The following is a 16702-nucleotide window of genomic DNA, read 5'->3' on the forward strand; positions in this document are numbered from 1 at the left end:
CGGACCTCGCGTCCCCAGACGAACGACTACTAAGGAGCTCTCCAGTGGCAGCAATCGACGCCGTAGGCGCCCGCGAAATCCTCGACTCGCGGGGCAACCCCACCGTCGAGGTCGAGGTCTTGCTCGAGGACGGCACGGTGTCGCGTGCGGCCGTCCCCTCGGGTGCATCGACCGGGGCCTTCGAGGCCTACGAGCTGCGTGACGGCGACAAGAGCCGTTACCTCGGCAAGGGCGTGCTCAAGGCCGTCGCCGCCGTCATCGACGAGATCGGCCCCGAGGTCGAGGGTCTCGACGCCACGGACCAGCGCCTGATCGACCAGGCCATGATCGAGCTCGACGGCACCGACAACAAGAAGCGCCTCGGCGCGAACGCCATCCTCGGCGTCTCGCTGGCCGTGGCCCGTGCGGCGGCCGACTCGGCCGACCTGCCCCTGTTCCGCTACCTCGGCGGGCCGAACGCGCACACGCTGCCCGTCCCGATGCTCAACGTGATCAACGGCGGTTCGCACGCCGACAGCAACGTCGACATCCAGGAGTTCATGATCCTGCCGGTCGGCGCGTCCTCGTTCGCCGAGGCGCTGCAGTGGGGTGCCGAGACGTACCACGCCCTCAAGAGCGAGCTCAAGGCCAAGGGCCTCTCGACCGGGCTGGGCGACGAGGGTGGCTTCGCGCCGAACCTGGACAGCAACCGCGCCGCGCTCGACCTGCTGGTCGAGGCCATCACCAAGGCCGGCTTCACCCCCGGCAAGGACCTCGCCCTGGGACTCGACGTGGCGTCGAGCGAGTTCTACTCCGACGGCAGCTACACCTTCGAGGGCGAGAAGCGCGACTCGGCCTTCCTCGCGAACTACTACGCCGACCTCGTCGCGTCGTACCCCCTCGTCACCATCGAGGACCCGCTCGACGAGGACGACTGGGAGGGCTGGGCCCACCTGACGAGCGAGATCGGCTCGAAGACGCAGATCGTCGGTGACGACCTCTTCGTCACGAACCCCGAGCGCCTCGCCAAGGGCATCAAGGCCGGCGCCGCCAACTCGATCCTCGTCAAGGTCAACCAGATCGGCACGCTGACCGAATCGCTCGACGCGGTGGCGCTCGCCCAGCGCAGCGGCTACACGACCGTCCTCTCGCACCGTTCGGGTGAGACCGAGGACACCACGATCGCCGACCTCGCCGTCGCGACCGACGCGGGCCAGATCAAGACCGGCGCACCCGCCCGCAGCGAGCGCGTCGCGAAGTACAACCAGCTCCTCCGCATCGAGGAAGAACTCGGCGACGCCGCGGTCTACGCCGGGTACAGCGCTTTCCCGCGCTTCTCCGCCTGACGCGACCCGCGCCTCCTCGGGGCCCGTCCTGCTCGTGCGGGGCGGGCCTCCGTCGTTCCCCAGAGACGTCGTTTAGGCTCGTCGCATGCCCCGTGAGACCGCGAACCGCCGTGTGCCGGTGACCCTGCCGACCGGCGAGACGCCGACGGGCCACTGGCTGCGCTCCATCCGGTTCTCGGGATTCAGCGTGCTCATGCTGGTCATCCTCGTCATGTTCGTCGTCATCCTCGCCCCCTCGCTGCGCACCCTGATCCAGCAGCAGCAGCAGATCGCCGCCCTTCAGGACGACGTCCGGCAGCAAGAGCAGTCCGTCGACGAGTTGAAAGAGGACGTCGCGCGGTGGAGCGACCCGGCGTACATCGAGGCGCAGGCGCGTGATCGCCTGCTCTACGTCTATCCCGGCGAGTACAGCTACCTCGTGATGGGCGACGACGCGGCTCAGACCTCCGGCACGGCTCCGGGCACCGGTACGACGATCAGCGATTCGCTGCAGACGCCCCAGGTCGACTGGGTGGCGGCCATGACGGCCTCGGTGCTCGACGCCGGCCTGAGCGACGAACCCGCGACCGAACTCGTGGCCCCCGACATCAGCGGCAGCCAGGTGCCCGCCCCGACCTCCGAGCAGACAGGTGGCACGCCGTGACCACGCCCCCCTTCGACCCCGTCACCGACCACGACGTCCGCGTCGTGACGGCCCAGCTCGGGCGTCCCGCGCGCGACGTGATCGGCATCGCCGCGCGCTGCGTCTGCGGTGCACCCACCGTCGTGGCGACGAGACCTCGTCTGACCGACGGCACGCCCTTCCCGACGCTGTACTACCTGTGCCACCCCGGTGCCACGGCTGCCGTGTCGACCCTCGAGGCCACCGGGGTGATGGCCGAGTTCACCGACCTCCTCGACTCCGACCCCGCACTACGGAGCCGGTACCAGGCCGCACACGAGGCCTACCTGGCCGACCGTGAGGGCATCGAGCACGTCGACGAGATCGATCACGTCACGGCGGGCGGCATGCCCGAGCGGATCAAGTGCCTGCACGCCCTCGTCGGCCACTCGTTGGCCGCCGGGCCGGGCGTCAATCCGTTCGGAGACCTCGCCCTCGAGCGCGCGTCGTGGAGTCCCGACGTGTGCCGGTGCCCCGACTTCCTGGCCGACGACCAACCGTCCGTCGCCGCTTCCGCGATCCGCGGGGGAGCCTGACGCGCGTGCGCCGTTCCGGGGGGTTCGTGGTGGCGATCGTGCTGGGGGCCCTGGTCGCCGCCGTCGTGCCGGCGTCGGCCGCGTCGGCCGATCAGGTGCGAGACGCCGAGTACTGGCTGGCCGACTACGGCATCCAGCGGGCGTGGCAGACGACACGTGGTGCGGGGACGACCGTGGCGGTGATCGACACCGGTGTCGATTCGTCGGTGCGTGAACTCCAGGGCGCCGTCGTCGGCGGCACGGACGTCTCGGGGCTCGGCTCGCCCGACGGCCAGACGCCGGTCGGCGAGGACCCCAACCACGGCACGCTGGTCGGATCGATGGTCGCGGGCCGCGGCACCGGGTCGGGCGACGGTGTGATCGGTGTCGCGCCCGAGGCCGACCTGCTCTCGGTGTCGGTGGGCTTCGGCTCGACGGCCGTGGACTCCGACGACCAGATCGCCCGCGCCGTGCGCTGGGCGGTCGATGCCGGGGCGGACGTCATCAACATGTCCCTCACCCGCAACACGCTCGACTGGCCGACCAGTTGGGACGACGCCTTCCTCTACGCCATGCAGCACGACGTCGTCGTCGTCGCGGCGGCCGGCAACCGCGGCAGCGGGACGACCGAGGTGGGTGCACCGGCGACGATGCCGGGCGTCCTGACCGTCGCCGGGGTGGACCGGCAAGGAACGGCGAGCTTCGACGCGTCGAGTCAGGGCATCACGATCGGCGTGGCCGCTCCCAGCGAAGACCTGGTGGGTGTCGGTCCCGGCGACGTCCACTACAGCTGGAGCGGCACGAGCGGGGCCACCCCCCTCGTCGCGGGCATCGTCGCGCTCGTGCGCAGTGCCCACCCCGAGCTCGACGCCGACGACGTCATCAACCGAGTGGTGGCGACGGCCACCCCGAAGGGCACCACGACCCCCGACCCCCTGTACGGCTACGGGCTCGTCGACGCCGCGGCGGCCGTCACCGCCTCGGTGCCGACGGTCGCCGAGAACCCGATGGGCGACCTGGCCGAGTGGATCAGGGTGCACCGGCGAGCGGACGTGCCGGCGCCGTCGGCGCAGGCGTCGAACCCGGCCGTGGAGGCGCCCGTACCGACGCCGGTGACCGATCCGGGTCAGCCGTTGGCGGTCCTGCTGCCCACCGTCGAGACCATGAGGTCCACGGGCATCCCCTTGATCGTGTTCACGGTCTTCGGCGGAGCGGCCGTGCTCGTCGCCGTCGGCGCGGTCCGCCAGTTCAGGCGTGCGCGGCGGTCGGGGTAAGGTCGTCTGCGACACCCCCACCTCAAGGAGACATTCGCCGTGCCCAAAATCCTGATCGTCGGCGGCGGCTACGCCGGTTTCTACACCGCCTGGAAGCTCGAGAAATGGCTGCGCGCGGGTGAGGCCGAGGTCACGATCGTCGACCCGTTGCCCTACATGACGTACCAGCCGTTCCTGCCCGAGGTGGCCGCCGGCTCGATCGAGCCGCGCCACGCGGTCGTCGCCCTCCGACGCCACCTCAAGAAGACGAACGTCGTCACGGCGAAGGTCACCGGCGTGGACCACGCTTCGCGGACCGCCACCATCACGCCCGAGGTGGGCGACGCCTGGACGATGCAGTACGACCAGATCGTCATGACGGCCGGTGCCGTGTCCCGCACCTTCCCGATCCCGGGCGTGGCCGACGAGGCCATCGGCCTCAAGACCATCGAAGAGGCCGCCGCGATCCGCGACAAGGTGCTCACGAACTTCCAGAAGGCGGCGAACCTGCCGGCCGGTCCCGAGCGAGACCGTCTGCTCACGGTCGTCGTCGTCGGCGGCGGCTTCGCCGGCATCGAGGTCTTCGCAGAACTGCGCAGCTTCGCCAGCGACCTGCTCAAGAACTACCCCGACCTCACCATCGACGACACGCACTTCCACCTCGTCGAGGCGATGGGCCGCATCATGCCCGAGGTCTCGCTCGAGACGAGCCACTGGGTGCTCAAGAACCTCGCCGAACGCGCCGCCACGGTCCACCTCGACACGCAGCTGCAGTCGGCGGTCGGCGGCAAGATCGAACTCTCCACCGGTGAGTCGTTCGAGTCCGACCTCATCGTCTGGACGGCCGGCGTCATGGCCAACCCGATGGTCCGCGGCACCGACTTCCCGCTCGAGCAGCGCGGACGCATCACCGTCAAGGCCGACCTGCGCATCGTCGACGGCGAGACCGTCGTCCCCGACGCCTGGGCCTGTGGCGACGTCGCCGCCACCCCCGACCTCACCGGGAAGGGCGTGGGCGGGTTCTGCGTCCCGAACGCCCAGCACGCCGTCCGCATGGGCAAGCGCCTCGCGAAGAACATCGTCGCGTCGCTCCGCGGTGAGGGGCTCGTCGACTACAAGCACGAGAACCTCGGTGCCGTCGCCGGCCTCGGTCTGAACGTCGGGGTCTTCCAGAGCGGCAAGTTCGCCATGAAGGGTTTCCCGGCCTGGGCCGCCCACCGTGGGTACCACGGCATGGCCATGCCGTCGTTCGAGCGCAAGTTCCGCGTCGTGGGCGGCTGGTGGAACAACTTCTGGTTGGGGCGCGACATCGTGTCGCTCGACAACCGTGAGCGTCCCCGCGCGGCCTTCGAAGAGTTCGCCTCGCGTCCCAAGCCGGCCGTCGAGACGCCCGCCGAGGCGACCGCTCCCGCATCCGTCGGTGCCGGCCAGCCCGCCGGCGAGGCCGGTCCCGCGTACGCGAACCCGGTCGAGGACGACGGCACGGCGAAGAAGGGCACGGCCGAAGGGGTCGAGGCCGCTGCGAAGGCTCCTCGCAAGACCCCCGCCCGCAAGCCCGCCGCCAAGAAGACGGCGACCGGCGAGACCGCGGCAACCGACGGAGCAACCGCCTCCGAGTGACCCTCGAGCACGTTCGAGACGCCCGCCCGCTGCCTGCAGCGTGGCGGGCGTCCGCGTCTCGTAGGCTGGTCGTTCGGGCCCCCGTAGCCCAATCGGCAGAGGCAGGCGACTTAAAATCGCTTCAGTCAGGGTTCGAGTCCCTGCGGGGGCACCTGCAACCTGTGGCTGCACGGGGCACCTGCCCCCGAGGTGGCACGAGGACCTGTGCCCTGAGGCTGGGGGCCCGCCCGCGCCTCCGTCCCCTTGTGGAACGCAGCCTCTCGTCGTCGACCCCGCCCGCGCCTCCTGATCTCGGCCGCGCCTGTCGCCCCGCCGCGACCTGATGCGTCAGCCCCCGCCTCTTCAGCGTCGCGCCTCGCAGGCGCCTCGGCGCGCGTCGGCAACTCAGGAGATCGGCATGCTGGTGCGCGCGCAGCGCCCGCCGCGGTGTCGTTCTGCTGAGTTGTCGTCTGCGGTCGGGGCTCTGTCCGCCGGCCGGGACAACCGTCTCGCCCGCTTCGCCGCGCCGCTCCCGCCCCGGCCGCCTCGCCTCGCCTCGCCTCGCCTGGCCTCGCCTCGCCTCGCCTGGCCTCGCCTCGCCTGGCCTGGCTTGGCCTCGCCATGCTCTGCCTGCGGGTCGTCGGCAACTCAGGAGATCGGCACCTTCGCGGGGCAGGCGAGCCTGTTCGTGCGTCGTCCACCTGACGTGCCGACGACGGCCGTCGCAAGAGGCGCGGCGCGATCCAGGACTGCAGTCGGGGGCATCGCAGTCAGGGGGGTGGCAGTCGGCAGGATCACCGTCGGCCGGACCGCAGTCGGCGGTCTGGCGCCCGGCCGGGCCACGGCACGCGTGGCCACCGCCAAGGGGCGCGTCGGGTCAGGCGTCGTCGGGAGTGATCTCGACGAACGACGTCCAGAGCCACACGGCGAGGCAGAGCCCTGCCGTGACGGCGGCGGCCACGACCGCCCCTCCGACGGGGAACGACGACGAACCGCCCGTCAGCACGGCGGCCGCCGCAGCCACGCCGACCACGCTGAGTCCGACGTGCAGCGGGCGCGACCAGGCCCAGATCCGCCGACCCGGCAGGGAGCTCAGGGGGACGAGTGCCAGCACGAGGGACCCGAGCCCGGTCAGGCAGACCGTCGCGCTCGTCTCGAGGGCCAGCTCGGTGACGAACCCCCCGGTGGCGGGCAAGGCCCCGTGGACGGCCCAGGCCGCGGCCGACACGGCCACCAGGGTGACGACCTGGACGAGCGCCAGCAGCCCTGCCTCGCGATCGTCCACCGCGTCGGTGCGGCCGTGGCGCGCCGGCGACCGCGGTGCTGCGGCGAGGCTGCCGACGAGCACCACGCCGAGCACGAGGGGCGGGTCGAGGCCGAGCAGCCGCGTGACCGCGCACGCGACGACGGCGACGAGAAGGAGGCGCGGTGACATGCGGACGTGCCCCTCGCGTTCTCGGGCACGCCCCATCAGCCGGGTGGGGACGACGACGACGAGCAGGTTGACCAGGGCGACCCCGATGACGATCCCGGCGAACAGGCGCGCGTAGCGGACCTCGTCGTCGAGGCCGGCCGCCAGCGCGACCACGGCGGCTCCGGCGGTGACGGTCAATGCGGCGGCGAGGCGGGGGTCGAGCGTGGCGGTCGAGAACGAGGTGGGGAGCTCGCGGCGACGATTGCGGCCGGTGAGCCGTGGGCCACGAGGCGCCAGTCGGCCCCTGAGTGCCGTGGCCAGCAGTCGTGCCGGGGCGACGACGAGCAGCACGAACGCGGCTGCCAGGCCGAGAGCGAGCAACCACCCCGTGCCGCCCATCGTCTGGCCGAGCGAGGGCAGGTCGCGGCCGAAGGTCGTCGCGACGGCCCAGGAGTCGGTCGTCGGCGTGGCCGCCTCGGGCCGGCCCCCGCCGCCGTCGCCCGGTGTGCCTCCCGAGCCGTCTCCGGGCACCGTCCCCCCGGGCGTCCCGGGAGTCGGCTCGGTCGGGACGGCAGGACCCCCGGACGCGCCGGGCCCCGGTGTCGGTGCCGGTGCGGCCGAGGACGACGGAGGCGCGGGTTGCGCGGCCGACGACGTCACCGTGATCGAGATGCCCGCGCTGGGCGGCCCGACGTTCACCGACGAGTCGATCTGGGCGGCCTGGACCACGTGCTCTCCGTCGGAGAGAGCGGCGTCGGAGGACGTGCAGCCCCATGCGCCGTCGGCGACGGTGGCCTGGCAGACGGGGGTGCTGTCGACGTAGGCGGTGACGGTCGCGCCGTCTTCTCCCGTCCCCGAGAAGGTGAGGGGTTGCGTGGCGAACCGTTCGCCGGCCCGGGGCGAGAGGACGGCCGGCGCGGCGGGTGGGTCGCGGTCGATCGTGACGGTGACGCCGGTGGAGGTCGAGGACCGGGGCACGGCGGGAACGGATCCCGAGGACTGGGACGCGGTGACCGTGTACCGGCCGGTCGGCCAGGTCGTCGACGGGAGCACCGCCGACCAGGCCCCGGATGCGTCGGCCGTCACCGAGACCGACGCCGCGCCTCCGTCGAGGGTCACGCGGGCACCCGCGAAGGCGGTGCCCGCGACCTTGCCGCCGACGGCGGGTCCGCCCTGGACCGTCGGCGGACCGAGCACCGAGAACGGAGCGCTGATCGCGTCGCCGACCACGGCCGAGTTCGTGACGTCGCGGACCGTGAGGGTCTGGTCGGCACCGTCCTCGAGTGTCACCGTGCACGACCAGGGGACGCCGGTCGTGCCTCCGGTGGGCAGGGTGACCTCGCAGAGGGCCCGACTGGGGACGCGGGGGTCGAGCACCCTCACGGTGGCTCCGGACGTGCCCGTGCCGCCGACCACGACGGTGTTCACGTCCTGATCGCCGACGTCGCGGATGGTCGGTGTGACCGGAACGGGACCGGGCTGGCCGTTCGACGGGACGGGTGTGGGTGTACCCGAGGGGTTGCCCGCGGCATGGGCGCCGACGCCGACCCACAGGACCAGCGAGAGACCGAGCACGACCGCCGCGAGGGTCGACACGATGCGTCGCCCGCGTCGCGGCACGACCAGGAGCCGTTCGTCGACCGAGGTCGACGGACGCGTCGGATGCAGGGTCGGCGACTCGAACACTGTCACCCATTCAGCACGTTCTCGGGGTACAAGTCAATCCGTTGCGCGGGGGAGACGCCCGGACGAGTGCCGGTCGGGAGTCTGCTCCGAGATCTCCCGACGGGCAGGGAGCCCACATGCAGCGCATTTATAGTGTCCAACGGGCTCCCGACGACCCGACCCAGGTCGCGGGCGACCATCCGGCGCCCGCCGTCATCGGTCCACCACCTAGGAGTGACACGTCATGCAACCGGCCACGATCGGCATCTTGGTAGCAGCAGGGATCATCGTCCTGCTCGCGGTCATCATCGGCATCTACCTCTGGGCCACCTACAACTCGTTGGTGACCCTGAAGGTGCGCGTCGACGAGGCGTGGAGCGACATCACGATCCAGCTCAAACGCCGGGCCGACCTGATCCCCAACATCATCGAGGCGGTCAAGGGATACGCCTCGCACGAGTCGTCGGTGTTCCAGAACGTGACAGCGGCCCGTGCCGAGACCATCGGGGCCGGCACACCGGCCGAGGCATCGGCTGCCGAGGGGCACATGCAGACCGCCCTGAAGAGCATCTTCGCCGTGGCCGAGGCCTACCCACAGCTCCAGGCGAGCCAGAACTTCTTGCAGTTGCAGTCCGAGTTGGTCGACACCGAGGACAAGATCCAGGCCGCCCGCCGCTTCTACAACGGCGGCGTTCGCGAGTTCAACACCAAGAACCGCGTCTTCCCCAACTCCCTCTTCGCCAAGCGGCTGGGTTTCAGCGAGCGGGACTTCTTCGAGGTCTCCGAGCCGTCGGCGATCGCCGAACCGCCGCGCGTCCAGTTCTGATCCAGCCCGAGTCGTCCTCGACACCGTGTACTCCGCGATCTCGCGCAACAAGCGCAACACCGTCTTCATCGTCCTGATCTTCCTGGTGATCGTCGGGGCTCTCGGGTTCGCCGCGAGCGCCATCTGGAACAACGGGTCGATCGGTTTCCTGGTGCTCGGCGGTGCCGCGGTGTACGCCGTGATCCAGTACTTCGCGGCCAGCGGGCAGGCACTCTCGATGAGCAACGCCCAGCAGGTCGACGGTGTGACGGCTCCGCGGCTGTACCGCACGGTCGAGAACCTCAGCATCACGATGGGCATGCCGATGCCCAAGGTCTACGTCGTGGTCGATCCGGCTCCCAACGCCTTCGCCACGGGGCGCGACCCGGAACACGCCGTGGTCGCCGCCACGACCGGCCTGCTCGAGATCATGGACGACAGCGAGCTCCAGGGCGTGATGGCTCACGAGCTCGGCCACGTGAAGAACTACGACATCCGTGTGTCGACGATGGTGTTCGGCCTCGTCGTGGCCGTGGGATTCCTCGCCGACATCCTGTTGCGCATGTCGTTCTTCAGCGCGTTGTCCGGGGGGAACCGCAACTCGAACAACAACGGTGGGGGCGGCGGGAACCCGGTCTTCCTGGTGCTCGGTCTGGTGGCCATGATCATCGCGCCTCTCGCCGCCGCGGGTGTCCAGGCGGCCGTCTCGCGTCAGCGCGAGTACCTCGCCGATGCCACCGGGGCGTTGACGACGCGGTACCCCGAAGGTCTCGCCCGAGCCCTCGAGAAGCTCGGTGCCCAGGGGCGGCCCATGCGGCAGCAGAACACCTCGATGTCGCACCTCTGGATCAGTGATCCGATGAAGCCCGGCATGATGGACCGACTCTTCAGCACGCACCCTCCGCTCGCCGATCGCATCCAGCGTCTGCGACAGAACGCGGGGACCTTCTAGTCGAGGCGGCGGACCGCGACGTCGGCGTCTGACTCGGCGTGGCCGGCCAGGGGCGCTCGGAGGGCTCCTGCCAGGTCCCCGCGGTCGGCGACCTCGACCGCGCCCAACCCTTGCCAGGCGGCTGCTCGGCGCAGCGTCGTCGCGAGCCGCTCGACGTCGATGGGGAGGTCGCGCTCGCGCCACGCCGACTGCACCCGCAGGACGCCCGCCTGACGATCGCTCTTGAGGTCGACCCGCCCCACGAGCTGGTCGTCTTGCAGGACGGGCAGCACGTAGTAGCCGTGCACTCGCTTCTCGCGGGGGGTGTAGATCTCGATGCGATAGCGGAAGCCGAAGAGGCGCTCCGCCCGGGGCCGGTACCAGACCACGGGGTCGAACGGCGACAGCACGGCGTCGGCCTCGAGCCGACGGGGTACGCGGGCGTCACGGTGCAGCCACGCGGTCGCACCCCAGCCCGGCACGACCACGGGCTCGACGACTCCTTCGTCGTGCAACTCGCGCAGGGCGGGCACGACGTCGGCGACCTTGAGGCGGAAGTAGTCGACGAGGTCGGCGGCCGTCGCCACCCCGGAGGCGCGGGCCGCGTGGGCGACGAGGCGCCGGTGGGCCTCGTGACGGTCGACGTCGACGGCCAGGATCTCGGCCGGCAGCACCTGTTCGGGAAGTGCGTAGACGCGCTCGAATCGACGGCGACCGGCGCTGACCAGGGCGCCGGTGCGGAACAGCGATTCGAGACCGCGCTTCACGTCGCCCCACCCCCACCACGGGCCCGTCCGGTCGGGCTGGGGGAAGAGGGCGGCGTCGGCCTCGACCAGGCTGGCAGGCAGAGGCCCCTTGTCACGGATCTCGTCGAGCAGCCAGCGTTCCATGCGCGGACTCGTGGACAGCCACGACGAGGCGTCCCCCCGCCACTTCACGTCGTAGTCGCGCATGCGCCACCGCAACAGGGGCCAGGTCGACACCGGGACGATGGCCGCCTCGTGGGCCCAGTACTCGACGTACCGCCCGCGGGGAGCGAAGGTGAGACGGTCGAGGGTCGCGCGGTCGTACGCGCCCAGGCGTGCGAACGCGGGCAGGTAGTGGCTGCGCTCGAACACGTTCACCGAGTCGATCTGCAGCAGTCCGAGACGATCGACGAGGCCGTTCAACTGCCGCGTCCCCGGGCGGGCGTGGCCACCGACGGGCCTCCCGAAGCCCTGGGCCGCCAGGGCGACACGACGGGCCTGGGCGGGGGAGAGCTGCTGACGTGGCACGCGGACGACTGTAGCCACGGCCACCGACAGGCGCCGCGCCTCCTGCCGTCGACTGGTCCCCGTCGACACATGCGCGCAACGGCATGTGGAGGGGTAGGTGACCGGCCCCGCAGGGCCATAAACTGACGCGATGATCTGGCGGAACCGCCCCACGCGCGGCGACGAGGTGCTGGGTGACGCGACGAGCGGTCGCGCGGCCGGTGTCGTCGCCGATCCGTCGGTGCCGCGGGGCATGGTCATCGCCGGGGCCTGGTCCTGGCGCATCCTGCTGATCGTGGCCGTGGCCGGCGTGTTCATCTGGCTGGTCACCCAGCTGCGGGTCATCGTCATCCCCTTCCTGGTGGCCCTGCTGATCTCCGCCCTGCTCGTCCCGCTGTCGGGGTGGTTGCAGCGGCACGGCTGGCCCAAGAGGCTGGCGGTCGTGTCGGTCCTGGTCGGGTTCCTCGTCTCGGTCTCCGGACTCCTGCTGCTCGTCGTGCTCCAGATCGTCGACGGCTGGCCCTCGTTGCGCGATCGGTCGATCGCTTCGTACGGCGACTTCAAGGCCTTCCTGCTCACCTCGCCCTTGCACCTGACCGAGGCGCAGATCAACGGGTACGTGTCCGACGCCGTCGCGGCCGTCCAGCAAGACAGCCAGCCGCTCGTGCGCGGTGCCCTCTCGGTCGGGTCGACGGCGGGGCACGTGGGTGCGGGGCTCGTGCTCGGGCTCTTCGCGACGATCTTCCTGCTCATCGGAGGGGCCGAGATCTGGCGATGGGTCGTCAGGCTCTTCCCCCGCGTCTCGCGTCCGGCGATCGACGGGGCGGGCCGTGCCGGGTGGCTCACGCTGACGAACTTCGTCAAGGTGCAGATCTTCGTCGCGTTCGTCGACGCCGTGGGCATCGGCTTGGGGGCGTTCTTCCTCGGCCTGCCCCTGGTGGCGCCGATCGCGATCGCGGTGTTCCTCGGGTCGTTCGTTCCCGTCGTCGGCGCCGTCGCGACCGGGGCCGTCGCCGTCGTCATCGCCCTCGTCTACAACGGCTGGGTCGTGGCCCTGCTCATGCTCGCCGTGGTGATCCTCGTGCAGCAGATCGAGGGGCACCTGCTGCAGCCGTTCGTCATGGGCAGCGCCGTCAAGGTGCACCCGTTGGCCGTCGTCTTCGCCGTCGCGGCCGGCACCCTGGTCGCCGGGATCCCCGGCGCCCTCTTCGCGGTCCCGTTCGTGGCCGTGCTGAACGTCATGATCACCTACGTCGCGAGGGGCACGTGGCGAGAGAAGCCGCGACCCGTCGAGCACGACGTCACGCAGCCCGGAGGCCTCACCGATGTCTGAACGCACCCTGGCCGGTCCCACCCTCGTCGAGATCGAGGAGGCGCGCGATCGCGTCTCGCAGGTCGTCCGCGTCACCCCGATGGAGACCTCGCACTACCTCGCCGAGGTGCTCGGCTCGCGGGTGCACCTCAAGTGCGAGAACCTGCAGCGCACCGGGTCGTACAAGATCCGAGGCGCCTACAACCGCCTGACCCAGTTGAGCGACGACGAGAAGGAGCGCGGGGTCGTCGCCGCCTCGGCCGGCAACCATGCGCAGGGCGTCGCCCTGGCGGCCCGTGAACTCGGCATCGTGGCCACGATCTTCATGCCCGTCGGCGTGGCCCTGCCCAAGCTCCAGGCGACCCGGCACTACGGCGCCGACGTCGTCCTCCGAGGGCACACGGTCGAGCAGTCGCTGCGAGCCGCGCAAGAGTTCGCCGACACGACCGGCGCCGTCTTCATCCCCCCGTTCGACCACGCCGACGTCGTCGCGGGCCAGGGCACGCTCGGGCTCGAGATCCTCGAACAGGTGCCCGACGTCGACACCGTGATCGTGCCCGTCGGCGGGGGTGGGCTGGCAGCCGGTGTGGCCAGTGCCCTGAAGCAGAGCGCGGCACGCATCGGGCGCGACGTCCGCATCATCGGCGTGCAGGCGGCCAACGCCGCCCCCTACGCCGTCTCGATGAAACTCGGCGTCCGGACCGACATCGACGCCCAGCCCACGATCGCCGACGGCATCGCCGTGGCGAAACCCGGCGTGCTCAACTTCGAGATCATCCGCGACACGGTCGACGAGATCGTCACGGTCAGCGACGACGACACGGCCCGGGCGATGCTCGTGCTGCTCGAGCGTGCGAAGCTCGTCGTCGAGGCCGCGGGTGCCGTGGGCATCGCGGCCATCCTCACCGAGCAGGTGCGCGACCTCGGCACGACCGTGGTGATCCTCAGCGGCGGCAACATCGACCCGCTGATGATGGAGCGCGTGATCGGTCGTGGCCTCGCGGCCGCCGCCCGCTACGTCAAGCTGCGCATCGGCATGCCCGACCGCCCCGGCCAGCTGACCCGCGTCAGCGAGGTGCTGTCCGACGCCAACGCGAACGTGGTCGAGGTGCTGCACACCCGCCACGGTCGCGGGCTCCAGATCAGCGAGGTCGAGCTCGAACTCAGCGTCGAGACGCGCGGCCCCGACCACGTCGAAGAGGTGCTGCAGCGGCTCCGCGACGCCGGGTACGAGCCCAACGTCGACTTCTGAGCCGCCCCTCCCCGACGTGACGCGTTCCTCCTGACGTGACGCGCGCCTCCTGACGTGACCTGCGCCTCCTGACCCGGCCCGTACCTCCTGATCCGGCCCGCGCCTCCTGACCCGGCCCGCGCCTCCTGACCCGGCCCGTGCCTCCTGCGGGCTCGTGTCCCGGTCGGCAAGTCAGGAGAACGACGACCCGCAGGGCGCGGGACGGGCGTTCCGCACGTCGTCCTCCGGAGTCGCCGACACCCGCGTCGGCAGTCGCCGCCAGCAGGCCCCGGGGACGACGAAGGCCCCCGCTCCGATCGAGCGGGGGCCTTCGAGTCGGTCGACCTACGGCTGGTAGGTCTCGACGTTCGTGATCGAGACCGAGATCTCTTTGCCGTTCGGGGCGGTGTAGCTGGTCGTCGTGCCGACCTTCAGGCCGTTGATGGCCTGTCCCAGCGGGCTGGTCTCGCTGTAGACCGACAGGTCGCTGCCCGCGGCGATGATCTCGCGGTTGCCGAGCAGGAACGTGCTCTCGTCGCCGGCGATGGTCGCCGTGACGACGGTGCCGGGGCCGACGATGCCGTCGGCGGCCGTCGAGTCGCCGACCGTCGCGTGCTTCAGCAGGTTGATGAGCGTGCGGATGCGCGCCTCCATCTTGCCCTGCTCGTCCTTGGCCGCGTGGTAGCCGCCGTTCTCCTTCAGGTCGCCCTCTTCGCGGGCGGCCTCGATGCGTGACGCGATCTCGCGACGTCCCTCGCCGCTGAGGGTGTCGAGCTCGGCCTGCAGACGGTCGTGGGCGTCCGTCGTGAGCCAGGTGGTCTCGTTGTCAGTGCTCATGGTGTCTCCGTTTCGTGCGGCGGCCGAACCCGGTCGGGCGTATCGAGCCGAGGAGGCGCGGTGCCGGGAGCCGGGGCGAGGTCGCCCACCGAAAAAAGGAGACCGGCCGAGTGGCCGGTCTCGTCGTGCGATTTCGAGCAGTCTAGGGAAGCCAGCACCGGTAGATCAAGCCCGTGACCGCCCGTTCCGACGTCGCGAGCGAGGTCGTGTAGGTCACCGAACGCCGCTCGGAGGCGGGCAGGTGCACGATCTTCCAGCCGACGACCGCGAAGCCGCTGTTCTGGGCCTCGACCGCACAGTCGACGGCCTCGCCCGCGTCCGCGGTGACCGTGTACTGGACCTCGACGGCCCGGTCGGAGGTGACCTGGTAGCCCACGTCGGCGGATTCGAGCTTCGACGAGGTCCCGTCGAAGGCGGCGAAGACGACCCACGCCGCGAAGACGACGACGAAGGCGACGGCGACGGACAGGCCCACGACGAGGCGTCTGCGCCGACCCCGCGGCGAACGCCCGTACCGTGCGTCGAGGCGCGACGAGGGCGAGGTGACACGGGGCGTGGACGTCACGCGGATCTCCGTCCGATTAAGCTGTCCCCAGGGTAGCAACGTCTGCCCGGCACACATTGCGAGGAAGAATTGACCCTGCGCCTGCTGGCGGTCCACGCCCACCCCGACGACGAGTCCAGCAAGGGCTCGGCGACCTACGCCTACTACCGCAGCCTCGGCGTCGACGTCCTCGTCGTCAGCTGCACCGGCGGCGAGCAGGGGTCGATCCTCAACGAGCAGCTCGAGGCCCGTGCTCACGCCGAGCGCGACATCGCGGGCCTGCGCGTGCACGAGATGGCGGCCGCCCAGGCGGCCATGGGCATCGAGCACCTCTGGCTCGGCTACGCCGACTCGGGGCTTCCGGCCGAGGGAGAATCGGTCGCGGTGAACTCGTTCTCGACCATCCCGCTCGAGATCAGCGCCGAGCCGCTCGTCGCGATCATCCGCCGGTTCAAGCCGCAGGTTCTGGTGACCTACGACGAGAACGGCGGGTACCCGCACCCCGACCACATCCGCACGCACGAGATCTCGATGGCGGCCCACCGCGACGCCGCCGACCCCGAGCGTTACCCGGCGACCGGCGACGCCTGGCAGATCGACAAGGTGTACTACGACCGCATGTTCAGTGCCGGACGCATCGGCGCGATGATCACGCACCTGCGCGAGAGCGACCCCGAGTCGCCCCTCATCGAGTCGTTGACCGAGATGCTGGCCCGCTTCAGCGACCGTCCCGACCTGGCCACGACCCGCGTGCCGGTCTCCGACTTCTTCCCCGTGCGCGACGCCGCCCTCCGGTCGCATGCCAGTCAGGTGCCGCTCGACAGCGCTTTCTTCTTCTGGCCTCACGACCTGCAGGTGGCCGCCTGGCCCACCGAGGACTTCCAGCTGGTCGAGTCGAACGTCGAGTCCGACGTGCCCGAGGACGACCTGTTCGCGGGCGTCGTCGACCCCGACACCGGCCTCGTCGGAGTGCAGCGATGAGCGCGCTCTCCGACTCGGTGCTCACGGTCACGACCCGTCTGCTCGCCCAGCCGCAGACGCCCGATCCGACCCTGCCGCCGTCGACCATCCCCGACGAGGCGGTCACGCCCGGCGTCTGGGGTTTCGTCGCCATCGCGTTCGTCGCGATCGCGACGGTGCTGATCGTCGTCGACATGACCCGTCGGGTCCGACGCACCCGCTACCGAGGCGAGGTGCGCGAGCGCATCCAGGCCGAGCGTGACGAGGCGACCCTGGCCGCCGCGGCTCTCGACGACGAAGAACTCCCCGGAGACGCCGACCGACGGGCTCGCCCCGTCGAGGGCGACCTCGACGACGACGCCGACCGCAGGAGGCGCGAGGGCGACTCGTGACCGAC

The 16702-nt window shown here is 71.0% G+C and carries 15 protein-coding genes and 1 tRNA gene; 12 read left to right on the plus strand and 4 right to left on the minus strand.

The features are described 5' to 3' along the window. Window positions 1-44 precede the first annotated feature (44 nt). The 6 genes from eno (at window position 45) to ASE87_RS13375 (ending at window position 5525) form a co-directional block, all read left to right on the plus strand. On the plus strand, window positions 45-1325 hold the full coding sequence (gene eno, locus ASE87_RS13350) for a phosphopyruvate hydratase (RefSeq protein ID WP_043597801.1): 1281 nt from the start codon (window positions 45-47) through the stop codon (window positions 1323-1325). Window positions 1326-1410: 85 nt separating this feature from the next. Continuing rightward, a complete protein-coding gene (locus ASE87_RS13355; protein WP_056229150.1) occupies window positions 1411-1968 on the plus strand; it encodes a septum formation initiator family protein in 558 nt (185 codons plus the stop codon). Then, window positions 1965-2522 carry a DUF501 domain-containing protein gene (locus ASE87_RS13360; RefSeq protein WP_056229153.1) on the plus strand — a complete coding sequence of 186 codons (558 nt, stop codon included), beginning with the start codon at window positions 1965-1967 and terminating at the stop codon, window positions 2520-2522. Before ASE87_RS13355 ends, ASE87_RS13360 begins: the two co-directional genes overlap by 4 nt. Before the next feature lie 5 nt (window positions 2523-2527). Continuing rightward, window positions 2528-3775 carry a S8 family serine peptidase gene (locus ASE87_RS13365; protein WP_235472300.1) on the plus strand — a complete coding sequence of 416 codons (1248 nt, stop codon included), beginning with the start codon at window positions 2528-2530 and terminating at the stop codon, window positions 3773-3775. Between the two features lie 39 nt (window positions 3776-3814). Continuing rightward, window positions 3815-5374 (plus strand): NAD(P)/FAD-dependent oxidoreductase, encoded by a 1560-nt coding sequence (locus tag ASE87_RS13370; RefSeq protein WP_056229155.1) that lies wholly within the window; start codon window positions 3815-3817, stop codon window positions 5372-5374. Between the two features lie 77 nt (window positions 5375-5451). Then, a tRNA-Leu gene (locus ASE87_RS13375) sits at window positions 5452-5525 on the plus strand. A gap of 705 nt (window positions 5526-6230) precedes the next feature. On the opposite strand, the gene ASE87_RS13380 is transcribed toward ASE87_RS13375, so the two are convergent. Further along, window positions 6231-8459, minus strand: a complete 2229-nt coding sequence (locus tag ASE87_RS13380) for an Ig-like domain-containing protein (RefSeq protein WP_157489883.1) — start codon at window positions 8457-8459, stop codon at window positions 6231-6233. Between the two features lie 217 nt (window positions 8460-8676). On the opposite strand from ASE87_RS13380, the gene ASE87_RS13385 reads away from it, so the two are divergent. Next, window positions 8677-9258 carry a LemA family protein gene (locus ASE87_RS13385; protein WP_043597810.1) on the plus strand — a complete coding sequence of 194 codons (582 nt, stop codon included), beginning with the start codon at window positions 8677-8679 and terminating at the stop codon, window positions 9256-9258. Between the two features lie 25 nt (window positions 9259-9283). Then, a complete protein-coding gene (locus tag ASE87_RS13390; protein WP_043597813.1) occupies window positions 9284-10189 on the plus strand; it encodes a M48 family metalloprotease in 906 nt (301 codons plus the stop codon). Here ASE87_RS13390 and ASE87_RS13395 read toward each other — a convergent pair. Next, entirely contained in the window at window positions 10186-11442 is a 1257-nt protein-coding gene (locus ASE87_RS13395; protein ID WP_056229160.1) for a winged helix-turn-helix domain-containing protein, read from the minus strand. The genes ASE87_RS13390 and ASE87_RS13395 overlap by 4 nt on opposite strands. Before the next feature lie 130 nt (window positions 11443-11572). Here ASE87_RS13395 and ASE87_RS13400 point away from each other — a divergent pair, with 130 nt between their 5' ends. Together ASE87_RS13400 and ilvA are read left to right on the plus strand one after the other, a co-directional pair. Continuing rightward, window positions 11573-12754 (plus strand): AI-2E family transporter, encoded by a 1182-nt coding sequence (locus ASE87_RS13400; RefSeq protein WP_082452619.1) that lies wholly within the window; start codon window positions 11573-11575, stop codon window positions 12752-12754. Continuing rightward, window positions 12747-13985: a threonine ammonia-lyase gene (gene ilvA, locus ASE87_RS13405; RefSeq protein WP_056229163.1), complete on the plus strand. Its 1239-nt coding sequence runs from the start codon at window positions 12747-12749 to the stop codon at window positions 13983-13985. Before ASE87_RS13400 ends, ilvA begins: the two co-directional genes overlap by 8 nt. Window positions 13986-14309: 324 nt before the next feature. On the opposite strand, the gene greA is transcribed toward ilvA, so the two are convergent. Together greA and ASE87_RS16385 are read right to left on the minus strand one after the other, a co-directional pair. Beyond that, on the minus strand, window positions 14310-14801 hold the full coding sequence (gene greA / locus ASE87_RS13410; protein ID WP_056229165.1) for a transcription elongation factor GreA: 492 nt from the start codon (window positions 14799-14801) through the stop codon (window positions 14310-14312). Window positions 14802-14943: 142 nt separating this feature from the next. Then, window positions 14944-15423, minus strand: a complete 480-nt coding sequence (locus ASE87_RS16385; RefSeq protein WP_255350957.1) for a DUF4307 domain-containing protein — start codon at window positions 15421-15423, stop codon at window positions 14944-14946. Between the two features lie 12 nt (window positions 15424-15435). Between ASE87_RS16385 and mca the strand changes: the two genes are divergently transcribed. Beyond that, window positions 15436-16326: a mycothiol conjugate amidase Mca gene (gene mca / locus ASE87_RS13420; protein WP_200925475.1), complete on the plus strand. Its 891-nt coding sequence runs from the start codon at window positions 15436-15438 to the stop codon at window positions 16324-16326. After that, the gene (locus ASE87_RS13425; RefSeq protein WP_137847380.1) at window positions 16323-16697 is read left to right on the plus strand and encodes a hypothetical protein; all 375 of its coding nucleotides are present in this window, start codon (window positions 16323-16325) and stop codon (window positions 16695-16697) included. The genes mca and ASE87_RS13425 overlap by 4 nt, the downstream gene beginning before the upstream one ends. The last annotated feature ends 5 nt before the right edge of the window (window positions 16698-16702 follow it).

Origin of the sequence: Frigoribacterium sp. Leaf44, from assembly GCF_001421865.1 — a bacterium.
GTDB lineage: Bacteria > Actinomycetota > Actinomycetes > Actinomycetales > Microbacteriaceae > Frigoribacterium.